Origin of the sequence: Sphaerospermopsis sp. FACHB-1194, assembly GCF_014696235.1 — a bacterium.
Taxonomy (GTDB): Bacteria; Cyanobacteriota; Cyanobacteriia; order Cyanobacteriales; family Nostocaceae; genus Sphaerospermopsis; species Sphaerospermopsis kisseleviana.
Window position 1 is genome coordinate 46,652 of record NZ_JACJPU010000010.1, and the last position, 12,106, is coordinate 58,757.

The 12,106-nt window shown below is 37.3% G+C and carries 13 protein-coding genes; 8 read left to right on the forward strand and 5 right to left on the reverse strand.

The genetic code is table 11. The features are described from left to right. Positions 1-67: 67 nt before the first annotated feature. A complete protein-coding gene (gene metH / locus H6F45_RS08440) occupies positions 68-3,589 on the forward strand; it encodes a methionine synthase (protein WP_190346943.1) in 3,522 nt (1,173 codons plus the stop codon). Positions 3,590-3,814: 225 nt separating this feature from the next. On the opposite strand, the gene H6F45_RS08445 is transcribed toward metH, so the two are convergent. Further along, on the reverse strand, positions 3,815-4,162 hold the full coding sequence (locus H6F45_RS08445; protein WP_228051634.1) for a type II toxin-antitoxin system RelE/ParE family toxin: 348 nt from the start codon (positions 4,160-4,162) through the stop codon (positions 3,815-3,817). Further along, positions 4,134-4,397: a type II toxin-antitoxin system Phd/YefM family antitoxin gene (locus tag H6F45_RS08450; RefSeq protein ID WP_096566371.1), complete on the reverse strand. Its 264-nt coding sequence runs from the start codon at positions 4,395-4,397 to the stop codon at positions 4,134-4,136. The genes H6F45_RS08445 and H6F45_RS08450 overlap by 29 nt, the downstream gene beginning before the upstream one ends. A gap of 194 nt (positions 4,398-4,591) precedes the next feature. On the opposite strand from H6F45_RS08450, the gene H6F45_RS08455 reads away from it, so the two are divergent. The 7 genes from H6F45_RS08455 (at position 4,592) to H6F45_RS08485 (ending at position 10,024) form a co-directional block, all read left to right on the forward strand. After that, positions 4,592-5,431, forward strand: coding sequence for an Rpn family recombination-promoting nuclease/putative transposase (locus tag H6F45_RS08455; RefSeq protein ID WP_190346944.1), 840 nt, complete (start codon positions 4,592-4,594; stop codon positions 5,429-5,431). A gap of 343 nt (positions 5,432-5,774) precedes the next feature. Further along, a complete protein-coding gene (locus H6F45_RS08460) occupies positions 5,775-6,764 on the forward strand; it encodes a phosphate/phosphite/phosphonate ABC transporter substrate-binding protein (RefSeq protein ID WP_190346945.1) in 990 nt (329 codons plus the stop codon). Positions 6,765-6,931: 167 nt separating this feature from the next. Continuing rightward, a complete protein-coding gene (locus tag H6F45_RS08465; RefSeq protein WP_137668311.1) occupies positions 6,932-7,663 on the forward strand; it encodes a phosphonate ABC transporter ATP-binding protein in 732 nt (243 codons plus the stop codon). A 367-nt stretch (positions 7,664-8,030) separates the two neighbouring features. Next, positions 8,031-8,825: a phosphonate ABC transporter, permease protein PhnE gene (gene phnE / locus H6F45_RS08470; protein WP_096572599.1), complete on the forward strand. Its 795-nt coding sequence runs from the start codon at positions 8,031-8,033 to the stop codon at positions 8,823-8,825. Between the two features lie 559 nt (positions 8,826-9,384). After that, positions 9,385-9,654, forward strand: a complete 270-nt coding sequence (locus H6F45_RS08475; RefSeq protein ID WP_137668310.1) for a hypothetical protein — start codon at positions 9,385-9,387, stop codon at positions 9,652-9,654. Further along, positions 9,638-9,781 (forward strand): type II toxin-antitoxin system VapC family toxin, encoded by a 144-nt coding sequence (locus tag H6F45_RS08480; RefSeq protein ID WP_137668309.1) that lies wholly within the window; start codon positions 9,638-9,640, stop codon positions 9,779-9,781. Before H6F45_RS08475 ends, H6F45_RS08480 begins: the two co-directional genes overlap by 17 nt. A gap of 6 nt (positions 9,782-9,787) precedes the next feature. Further along, positions 9,788-10,024 carry a type II toxin-antitoxin system VapC family toxin gene (locus H6F45_RS08485; RefSeq protein ID WP_137668308.1) on the forward strand — a complete coding sequence of 79 codons (237 nt, stop codon included), beginning with the start codon at positions 9,788-9,790 and terminating at the stop codon, positions 10,022-10,024. Between the two features lie 361 nt (positions 10,025-10,385). Here H6F45_RS08485 and H6F45_RS08490 read toward each other — a convergent pair whose 3' ends face one another. The 3 genes from H6F45_RS08490 to H6F45_RS08500 all read right to left on the reverse strand — a co-directional run bounded on the left by H6F45_RS08490 (position 10,386) and on the right by H6F45_RS08500 (position 12,044). Continuing rightward, the gene (locus H6F45_RS08490) at positions 10,386-10,787 is read right to left on the reverse strand and encodes a type II toxin-antitoxin system VapC family toxin (RefSeq protein WP_137668307.1); all 402 of its coding nucleotides are present in this window, start codon (positions 10,785-10,787) and stop codon (positions 10,386-10,388) included. 9 nt (positions 10,788-10,796) lie between these two features. Beyond that, positions 10,797-11,090 (reverse strand): hypothetical protein, encoded by a 294-nt coding sequence (locus tag H6F45_RS08495; protein WP_137668306.1) that lies wholly within the window; start codon positions 11,088-11,090, stop codon positions 10,797-10,799. A gap of 378 nt (positions 11,091-11,468) precedes the next feature. Continuing rightward, complete coding sequence (locus H6F45_RS08500; RefSeq protein WP_137668305.1) at positions 11,469-12,044, reverse strand: Uma2 family endonuclease; 576 nt, start codon at positions 12,042-12,044, stop codon at positions 11,469-11,471. Positions 12,045-12,106 lie beyond the last annotated feature (62 nt).

Sequence of the window (12,106 nt, forward strand, 5' to 3'; positions counted from 1 at the left end):
AAAATCTTGGAAAATAGTAAATTAGGTTGCATCTTATCAGACTACACACAATTTTCTTTCATAAAATATGACACATTCATTTCTCCAACGCTTACATAGTCCAGAACTTCCTGTCATCGTCTTTGATGGTGCAATGGGAACTAACCTGCAAACCCAAAACCTCACTGCTGAGGACTTCGGCGGCGCACAGTATGAAGGTTGTAATGAATACTTGGTACATACTAAACCGGAAGCAGTTGCTAAAGTTCATCGTGACTTCCTCGCTGCGGGTGCAGATGTGATTGAAACTGATACCTTTGGTGGTACTTCTATTGTTTTAGCAGAATACGATCTAGCAGACCAAGCCTATTATCTCAGTAAGAAAGCCGCAGAACTAGCTAAAAGTGTGGCTGCGGAATTTTCTACCCCGGAAAAACCCCGCTTTGTTGCAGGTTCAATGGGTCCGACTACCAAACTTCCCACTTTGGGACATATTGATTTTGATACCATGAAAGCTGCTTTTGCCGAACAAGCAGAGGCTTTGCTTGATGGTGGTGTGGATTTATTCATCGTTGAAACTTGCCAAGATGTTCTGCAAATTAAAGCCGCATTAAACGGAGTTGAGGAAATTTTTACGAAAAAAGGCGAAAGAAAGCCATTAATGGTTTCCGTGACAATGGAAAGTATGGGGACAATGTTGGTAGGTACGGAAATTGCTGCCGTTTTAACTATTTTAGAACCATATTCCATTGATATTCTCGGTTTAAACTGCGCCACTGGTCCAGACTTGATGAAACCACACATCAAGTATTTATCAGAACATTCTCCTTTCGTAGTTTCCTGTATTCCCAATGCCGGTTTACCGGAAAATGTTGGTGGTCAAGCTCATTACAAACTCACACCAATAGAATTACGTATGGCGTTGATGCACTTTGTTGAAGATTTGGGTGTCCAAGTGATTGGGGGTTGCTGTGGGACACGACCAGCACACATTCAACAATTAGCGGAAATTGCCAAGGACTTAAAACCAAAGGTTAGACAACCAAGTTTAGAACCAGCAGCAGCTTCAATTTATACCACTCAAAACTATGATCAAGATAATTCTTTCTTGATCGTCGGTGAACGTCTTAACGCCAGTGGTTCTAAAAAATGCCGTGACTTACTGAACGCTGAAGACTGGGATGGTTTGGTGTCAATGGCCAGGAGTCAAGTTAAAGAAGGCGCACACATTTTAGATGTGAACGTTGACTATGTGGGACGGGATGGCGTGCGTGATATGCACGAGTTAGTTTCTCGCATTGTTAATAATGTTACTTTACCTTTAATGCTCGATTCCACCGAATGGGAAAAAATGGAAGCGGGGTTAAAAGTTGCCGGAGGTAAGTGTTTACTCAATTCTACCAACTATGAAGACGGCGAACCCCGATTTTTAAAGGTGTTGGAATTAGCGAAACAGTATGGTGCTGGTGTCGTCATTGGTACAATTGACGAAGATGGCATGGCACGAACCGCAGATAAAAAGTTTCAAATTGCCCAACGTGCTTACCGTCAAGCTGTAGAGTATGGTATTCCAGCGACAGAGATATTTTTTGATACTTTAGCTTTACCGATTTCTACAGGGATTGAAGAAGACCGGGAAAACGGAAAAGCCACTATAGAGTCAATTCGCCGCATTCGTCAAGAATTACCTGGGTGTCATGTAATTTTGGGTGTATCTAATATATCCTTTGGTTTAAATCCAGCAGCGCGTATGGTGTTGAACTCAATGTTTTTACACGAAGCGATGAATGCGGGAATGGATGCAGCAATTGTTAGCGCGAGTAAAATTTTACCCTTGGCGAAAATTGAACCCCAACATCAAGAAGTTTGTCGGCAATTAATATATGATGAACGCAAATTTGATGGTGATGTTTGCGTTTATGATCCTTTGGGAGAATTGACAACAATTTTTGCAGGAGTCAAAACCAAACGTAATACAGGCGTTGATGAAAGTCTACCAATTGAAGAACGTTTAAAACGTCATATTATTGATGGTGAAAGAATTGGTTTAGAAAAACAATTAGCTACAGCTTTAGAACAATATCCACCTTTGGAAATCATCAATACTTTTCTCTTAGATGGAATGAAAGTGGTAGGGGAATTGTTCGGTTCTGGACAAATGCAGCTACCTTTTGTATTACAATCAGCAGAAACCATGAAAGCGGCGGTGGCTTATTTAGAACCCTTCATGGAAAAATCGGAAGCTGGTAATAATGCTAAGGGAACTTTTGTGATTGCCACTGTTAAAGGTGATGTCCATGATATTGGTAAAAACTTGGTTGATATCATCTTATCTAACAATGGTTATAAGGTGATTAATTTAGGGATTAAACAACCAGTTGAAAACATCATTCAGGCTTATCAAGAACATAAACCTGATTGTATTGCTATGAGTGGTTTGTTAGTCAAATCCACCGCTTTCATGAAGGAGAATTTGCAGGTTTTCAATGAAAAGGGAATTACTGTTCCTGTAATTTTAGGTGGTGCGGCGTTAACTCCTAAGTTCGTGAATGAAGATTGCCAAAATACTTACAAAGGTAAAGTTGTTTATGGCAAGGATGCTTTTTCTGATTTGACTTTTATGGATAAGTTAATGCCAGCAAAAGCTGCCGGAAATTGGGATGATTTAAAAGGGTTTTTGGATGAGGTAGGAACTGAAGAATCTACCCATGAAGTTAAAGAAAAAGTTGCAAAATCTGTAAAAGCACCTGCTGAACCAAGGGAGATAGATACAAGGCGTTCTGAAGCTGTAGAAATTAACATTGAACGTCCCACTCCTCCTTTTTGGGGAACGCAATTATTACAACCTGATGATATTTCTTTAGAGGAATTATTCTGGTATTTAGATTTGCAAGCTTTGGTGGCTGGACAATGGCAATTCCGTAAGCCGAAGGAACAATCTAAGGAGGAATATCAAGGGTTTTTAAGTGAGAAGGTTTACCCGATTTTAGAAAGTTGGAAAGCGCGAATTATTGAGGAGAAGTTGTTGCATCCTCAAGTGATTTATGGGTATTTTCCTTGTCAGTCTGAGGGAAATTCTCTACATATATATGATGTGGAAAATCAATCTCAACAAATTGCCAGTTTTGAGTTTCCCCGTCAACGTTCTGGGAGAAGATATTGCATTGCAGATTTCTTTGCACCGAAGGAGTCGGGAATAATTGATGTTTTCCCCATGCAAGCGGTGACTGTGGGGGAAGTTGCTACGGAGTTTGCACAAAAATTATTTGCTGATAATCAATACACTGATTATCTGTATTTTCATGGAATGGCGGTGCAGGTTGCGGAAGCTTTGGCAGAATGGACTCACGCGAGAATCCGCCGGGAGTTGGGTTTTGGTGATGCTGAACCGGATAATATTCGGGATATTTTGGCGCAGCGTTATCAAGGTTCTCGGTATAGTTTCGGTTATCCTGCTTGTCCGAATATTCAGGATCAGTATAAGCAGTTGGAGTTGTTGGGTACTGATAGGATGAAGATGTATATGGATGAAAGTGAACAGTTATATCCTGAACAGTCTACGACGGCGATTATTGCTTATCATTCTGTAGCTAAGTATTTCACTGCTTAGTTTTTTATCCCCCTTCGTTTTGTGATGGAGGGGGAGTTTATATTTTTTATTCTCACGCAAAGACGCAAAGTAAGAAGGATAAGAATAACAATGTGGTAAGTTATTTATAACCCTATAAACGCCCTTATACTGGTTATGGGGTGGCGTAATTTGGTTCAAATATATGAAAAATTCTGTAATAATTGGTTAGGTAAAGCGAATACTTCGTCAATTGCATATTAAAAACTACAATAATTTCTGCAAAAGATTATAAATATCTCCCTTATCACCTTCTTTTCTTAAACCTACACCAACTACTAAAACTACGACCTGATCATTTTCTACGTGATAAACTATACGGTAACGTTGACCCACAGCCCTAACACTGCGATAATTAATCAACTGTCCCGTTAAAGGTTTTCCCTGTTTTTCAGGTTCTATTTTTAATTTATCAATCCGTGAACTCAAAGCTTTCTGGTGACGTTTATCTTTAATATTCCCTAACATCTCCAATGCTAAAGGTGTTAACTGAATTTCAAATTCAATCTGATCAGATTGTGGTTTATCAAAGTCCGAGTTTAAGTTTTGCATCATTCCAACTAATAGTTTCTCCCCTGTCGGCTTGAGCTATACTTTCTTGTAGTTGCTGGGTAAATTCTTTATCAGATAAAATTGCTAATGTTTCTAGCAAAGATTCATATTGCTCAAAACTAATGGCCGCCATTACTGGTTTACCATGTTTGGTGATGATTATTGGTTCTTGTTGTAAATCATCTGGTAAATCTAAAAGTTGCTCTTGTGCTTCTGTAATTGTTAGGTATTTTAACATATTTTGGTTGTCAATAATTCCTCTATGTCATTATATCACTAATTCAAGTTAATTTCAAAATATGATTTTTAGGTTATCCACAATCTTGATGTAATTAATTGGAATTAATATAATATTTTGCTTGTTTACTATTGTATCATGTTTCATAGTTCTTCCCCAATCAACAGTTCAAAAAATATTTAATCGCAATATTCATGAAAACAGATTCCATCTTTTATCGCATTTTTCAAACCTTACCTCAATCTTTTTTTGAATTGATTAATTTACCCCCTAGTGAAGCAAATGCTTATGATTTTGCTTCTGTAGAACTCAAACAAACAGCTTTTAGAATTGATGGTGTATTTGTACCTAAAGATAATAAACCAAAAAGAACGATTTATTTTGTAGAGGTGCAATTTCAAAGAGATGAGGATTTTTATTCTCGCTTTTTTTCGGAAATCTTTCTTTATTTACATCTCTATGCTTCCACTACACCCTGGCAAGCTGTGGTTTTATTTGCTAAACGTAGTATAGAACCCACAGAAATAGAACCCTATCGCTATTTATTGGAAAGTCCGTTGGTAACTCGGTTATATTTGGATGAATGGGTAGATGTACAAACATCCTTGGGATTAGGTATCATTAAGTTAGTGGTGGAAAAAGAAAAAGCAGTTCCAGCTTTAGCGAGAACTTTATTATCACAAGCAAAATCAGATTTACCTGATACCCGTCAACAAAGAAATTTGCTAGATTTAATTCAGACAATAGTTTCCTATAAATTACCCCTTCTTAGTCCCCAGGAGTTAGCAAGAATGTTTACTATGAGTGATTTAAAGAACACCAGATACTATCAAGAAGTCCGCTATGAAGAGGCGTTAAATCTGGTAATGCGTTTACTGGAAAGGCGCGTAGGTGGAATTAATCAAGATTTACAGGTAAAAATTAATAAGTTATCTGTGGAAGATTTGGAAAATCTAGGTTTAGCTTTGTTGGATTTTACTAGTGTTAATGATTTGGTTATTTGGTTAAATAATCAAAATATTGCAGAGGGTTAAATATTAATGGTGGGTTACGTTCCTAACCCACCTGACAACTTTTAATTTAATTGTTTCATCATCACAGATTTATTCAGTTTTACCAATAAATTTTCTCTGTTATCCGTGCCTGGAGTGGTTCAATATTCCATATTTTATAACTTGTCGTAATTTAATAACTTTTATTTAAACACTATTAAACACAATGATTTACACAAAATCACAAAAAAATGTAATTTAGTAAATTTTGCAAAATATTGGAAATAATTTTCATCTAGCTTATTGACTTTTATTCCTAAAAGTTTTAAATTGATTTACCGTATTAGTTGAAAGTTATTTGCAAAAATACTGAGAAAAGTTACTAATGAATAGCAATAAAGTGGGTGTGACTAAAAAGGGCTTATTAGCTGCTAGTGGGGCATTTGCAGCCCTCGCTGGTTTAGTTAGCACCTTGGGCGGAATGCAAGAAGTTGTAGCTAACCCGAATCTCAACCAACAAGCACCACGCTTACTTGCCCAAAGAAGTTCTCAAAGTTTAACAATAGTTTTTCCTACTCGAAAGGATGCACCTGATTTGCAAGAAAAGGCTAACAAGGTAGCCAAATTCTTGTCTAAAGAATTGGGAATGCCTGTAAAAGCGCAGTTAGCTGATGATACAGCCGCCGTGGAAGCTTTACGAGCAAACCGTGCTGATGTGGCTTTCTTGAGTAGTCGTCCAGCTTTGAAGGCTGAACAATTAGCAAATGCACGCTTGCACTTAGCGGAAGTTCGTGACAATTATTCCGGGAGATATACTTACAACTCCATATTTGTTGTTCCCAAAAATAGCCCTCTGCAAACCAGAAATACCGCTAAAGCAACTCTGGAACAGCTACGGGGTAAAAGAATGGCGTTTACTTCTCCTACTTCTGGTTCAGGTTTTATGTTCCCTGTGAGTGAGTTGGTGAAAAACGGTTTTGTACCTGATAAAGACCGTATGGAAGGGTTCTTTGGTCAAATTGCCTACGGCGGTAATTATAGTAAAGCTTTAGAAGCTGTAGTGCGTGGTCAAGCGGATGTGGCAGTAGTATCAGAATATGCCATGTACCCCCCTTATATTTCCAATGAAGACCGGTCTAAGTTACGTGTGCTGCATAAAATTTCTGGTGTTCCTGCTCACGGAGTTGTTTTTGATGATGATATTCGAGCAGATGTTCGGGAAAAAATCATTAAGGCCCTACTCAAGTTAAATAAACCAGAAAATAACGAAATGCTCAAGAGCTTGTATAATTCTACAGAGTTAGTGAGAGTCGATCATAATCGTCATCTCAAACCTGTCCGCGAAGCCTTGAAAACTTTGGGAATGGAACCATAATTACAGCAGAAGTCAGGAGTCAGGAGTAAAACTGGCCTTGTACATAAGGTTCAATTGAGATTCTGTAGCTCATTGATCTGCAATCTGCTGTAATTAGGGGTAAGCATTATGCTAAACCCCTATAAAAATTTCTCCTTATATCCAATTAGCTATTATCAATTACCAGCGTGAAACAGATCGAATGTCATAATTTAGAAACGGCTTATTCTACATCTTTAAATCGTCCTATCCTCAACAATATTAATCTTGAGATTGAACAAGGTGAATTTGTGGTTTTGTTGGGTTTGAATGGTGCAGGTAAGTCTACATTATTGCGATCGCTGGTAGGTTTAGTACCATTGGAAAAAGGAGAAATTCACATTAGTGGTTTACAAATTACTCCCCAAACATTGCCGAAAATTCGCCGGGAAATTGGGATGTTGTTTCAAGGTGGTGGTTTAATTCGGCAATTATCAGCTATTGAAAATGTTTTGTGTGGTCGTTTGGGTGTGAGAACAACTAGACAAACTTTATTTGGTTTTCCTCAACGCGATCGCCTTTTGGCAAGAGAATTATTAGGACAATTAGGTTTAAGGGAGCAAATGTATCAAAAAACGGGTCAACTGAGCGGTGGACAACAACAAAGAGTAGCGATCGCCCGTGCTTTAATTCAATCACCACAAATACTTTTAGCTGATGAACCTATCACCGGTTTAGATGTAGTTGCATCCCAACAAGTAATGCAAACTTTATCTCACCTCAACACAGATCAAGGCTTAACTATTATCACAGTATTACATGATTTAGGCATAGCCGCAGAATACGCCCACAGAGCTATAGTTTTAGATGCGGGTCGTGTAGTTTATGACGGAAAATGTGATAACTTGCAAGAAAAATTTTCTCATGTTATAAGCGTGTAAAAATCTAGATTCACCCCAATAACTTTATAATTAATGTTTAATTTTTGCTGATAACATTTTTGTTTTAATCCTGTAAATCCTTAAATCCTGTACTTCGACTTACTTCGACTGCGCCCTTCGACACCGCCCTTCGACACCGCCCTTCGACACCGCCCTTCGACACCGCCCTTCGACACCGCCCTTCGACTTCGCTCAGGACAGGCTCAGGACAGGCTCAGGACAGGCTCAGGACAGGCTCAGGACAGGCTCAGGACAAGTCGCTCAGTAACAAGACATCCTGATTCTGACAAATTGCCCAATTAGCAACTTACATTATTATTGATTTTATTTTTATATTCTCAAATCAAAATTACGAGTCATGAAAAAAATGAAAAAATCCTTTAATTCTAAATTTCTTCACCATTACTCTTGGCTAATTAATATAGTGATTGTATTAGTAATGGTAGTAGCTTATATTTGGGCTTTGCAAGGTTTAAAAGTAGACTCTGCACTATTAAAAGATAGCTGGCCTTATATTATAGATTTTATTAGTCGCTTATTTCCACCAGATTGGAAAGTGGTAGATATAGCAATTAAAGGATTAATTGAAACCGTGCAAATGTCCTTATGGGGAACTTCTCTTGGTGCTATTATTTCCCTACCAATAGCGATCGCCAGTGCTAATAATATCGCTCCCTTATGGTTACGTTGGTTAGCAAATTTACTGCAAAATGCCGTTCGTTCTGTTCCCTCAATTATTCTCGGTTTAATATTTGTAGCAGCTACCGGTTTAGGCGCTCCCGCAGGAACGTTAGCTTTATCCATCTACACTATTGGTTATCTTGCTAAATTTTATCAACAAGCTATTGAAGCTGTAGATGCTCGTTCTTTAGAATCTTTACAGGTAATTGGTGCATCAAGAATTCAAGTAGTTCAATATGGAATAATACCCCAAGTTTTACCCTTGGGATTAGGCTATACTTTGTGGATGTTTGAGTACAATATCCGTGCTGCTTCCGTACTCGGTGTAGTTGGTGCAGGAGGAATAGGTTTTCAGTTAAAAAGTTATATAGATGGTTTTGAATACAACAAAGCTACAACCATGATGTTAGTGTTATTAGTAGTAGTAACAGTAATTGATGTTATTAGTAGTAAATTACGGCGTTATTTAGATTCAATGTAAAAATTCAGGATGTCCAGGATTTGAGTACAGGATGTGATTTATCGGTTATTTGTTGGTGCTGAATGTTGTATTATTCTGAATAATCATCAACAAAAAAAACTCAACTTCCTAACAACCATGTTTAAGAAATAATGAACCACGAAGACACGAAGGAAGCGAAGGAAGAAGATTATAAGCTGGGTTTAAGATCCCCGACTTCTTTAAGAAGTCGGGGATCTGCCTGATACCGCTTTACTTGTAAATGTGCTAGGTTATTTAAAACACAGTGTCTAACTTTTTCAGACTTTTTCAGAAAAGTGATACTCCTGTGTTGTTTAATGACAAAGCTTACAACAATCTAAGACTTGCTAAGGGTGAAATACAGCAAAATTAGTCATGTATATATTTGTACTTGATAACACTATAGTTTTCCAATTTAACGAAGTAGAAAATTATCTGCGTTTATCTGCGTACCCTTCGGGAAGCAAGCTACAATTATTACTACTTGTACCTCACTTAAATAGAAATCGCTGTAATATAGATGTTATAATAAAAATCAACAAGGAAATAAAAACTACCCATGATTACTGGAATTAAACAAAAAGCAACCGTTGGTAAAAATGGCAAAATTGAATTACCTACAACTGAGTTACCAGAGGGAACAATTGTAGAAGTAATTGTATTGTCATCTCCTCTATCTGTAAAGAAAAAAATATTAACTGCTCGTGAGTTACTTGATTCGAGTTTGATAGGTTTATGGGAAAAAAGGGACGATATTCCAGATAGTCTTGTTTACGCTCGTCAGTTACGTGAACAGTCCCAAAGGAGAGATTATGATTCTCCTAGATAGTGATATTGTGATTGACTTTCTGCGTAAATATTCACCTGCAATTATTTGGTTAAGTTCTTTAGGAGATGAAGAAATTGCTTTACCTGGTTATGTAGCAATGGAATTGATGCAAGGATGTAAGAATTAGTTGGAATTGCAGGAAATTCGCAAATTTATTAATAATGTTGAAGTAATTTGGGCAACACCTGAAACTTGTGATCAAGCATTAGAAGTATTTGCAAATTATCATCTTAGTCATAATTTGGGATTAATTGATGCTTTAATTGGTCAAACATCAATCGCTTTCGGTTTATCATTACATACATTTAATGTTAAGCATTATGCTGTTATTCCAGGTTTAATCACAGTCCAACCTTATAAAAGATTATAGAATTATTAACTATTGTCTGAATCAGGATATCCAGGATTTGAGGATGTACAGGATGTAATTTATCAGTTATCTGTTGGTGCTGAATGTTGTAATATCTGAATCAGGATAAACAAAAAAATCCCCAAATTCCCACTAACAATCATTAAATAATATCCTGTAAATCCTTTAATCCTGGACATCCTGATTCAGACAAAAAAATCCCCAACTTCCGACAAACCAATTCTTGATTATTGATTAATCTGTAAGTTTCCTAGTTTAAGAAATGATGAACCACGAAGACACGAAGGAAGCAAAGGAAGAAGATTATAAATGGCGATCGCCCATTCTCCTAACTAATAAAATCATCCGATGATCTTCACCATTAGGATGAAGGAATAATAAGCCGGAGATTGGGAATATCGAGAAAGTCTTTGATGTTGTGAGTAAGTAGCGGTAAGTCATAGCGTAAAGCTGTTGCAGCAATCCAAGCATCTTGTGGAGATATTGGTCGTCCTGCACTTTGTCGCTTGGCACGAATATACGCCCATTCTCGACAAAGTGATTGATCAACTGGAATAATTAAGTAGTTAGATAGGTATTGTTCTAGTTGTGTGAAACGACTATCTCCCCATTTACGCAAAATTGCCCACTGAAACAGTTCAGCTACGGTCATGAATGACATTGCTAATTGTTGACCAGTTAAATAAGGTAAGTAAGGGTCGGCATAATCACTACCTTTGAAGATGAAAGAAGCGATATCAGTATCAATGAGGTAAAAGCTCATGGCGTTGCGTTAAATCACTTCTTGGCGTTGTTGTCGTAGGAAGATGAGAAAATCTTCGATGGAGTCTTCTTCAGGCCAAAAGTCAGCAGCAAGATGTTTGAGGTTATCTACGGTGATAGGGGTCTGTGTGGCAAGTAGTTCCTTGAGTGTGGTATCTTGCCAAAACTGATGACTGAGATTTTTAAGATCGTTTTCAGAGTTTGAGAATGAATTGCTTTGGGTAAAAATTTGCAACAGTTGTTGACGTTCTGTAGATGATAGCTGTTGGATAGCAGCGATCGCATTTTCGAGTCGTGAAGTCATAGTGCTGTTTTGTTTATATGATTCTATATTTATTTAAACTCAAGGGCGATCGCTCTCCCAACTTATGCCTGAATAGTGATCGCTCGCAACTACTCTAATGTTAGGAGATCGCCACCTCAATCGCTCAGACAACTTATGTATTTATTTTTTATCACTAGCACTAAATGGTGAAACAAGTATGTAAACGAAATTTAAAACCAGGTGAGAGAACCTGCATTCTTTGTTAAGATTCATCATTTTGTGTCATCTAGGGGAGAAAATTCGCACAAAATCAGAGTTTTCTACTAAAAAACTCTTATTACCGAAAATAATTGAAGTTACAAACGGCTATATTAGCCGTGACAAACTTCAGGAAAACACGCTTTAAAGGAGCTTATTTTACCAAATCATCCCCAAATTCAAAACAAAACCCTTTAAAACATCTTCCCCCGAAACCGTAGCAGGAGAATCTAAAACCTCAACCTCTTTTCCTTGTCTATAAATCTCAACTTGACGAGATTTACGATTAATTAATATCCCCAAACGCACACCATTATCTATATACTCTCTCATCTTTTCTTGTGTAGTCTTCAAACTATCACTAGGAGAAAGTAACTCAATTACAAAATCAGGACAAATAGGAGGAAACTTTTGTTTTTCCTCATCAGTTAAAGCATTCCATCTTTCTAACTTGATCCAAGAAGCATCAGGAGAACGATCTGCACCATTTGGTAACTTAAAACAAGTAGAAGAATCAAAAGCTATCCCAGTACCATCAATATCAGTCCAATTCATTAATTGTTGAGTGATTCTACCATTACGATTTCCCGTTTCTCCTCCCGTTGGTGGCATAATTATTAACTCTCCATTTGCATTTCTTTCAAATCTCAATTCCCGGTTGTTTTGACATAGTTGAAAAAACTGCTCATCAGTCATTTCTATTACTGATTCTAAATTAACAGTTAAAGCATTCATGGTCATATCCTCATTGAAAAATAAGGCTGTAATTTTAACTATCTCATATCATATTATATACG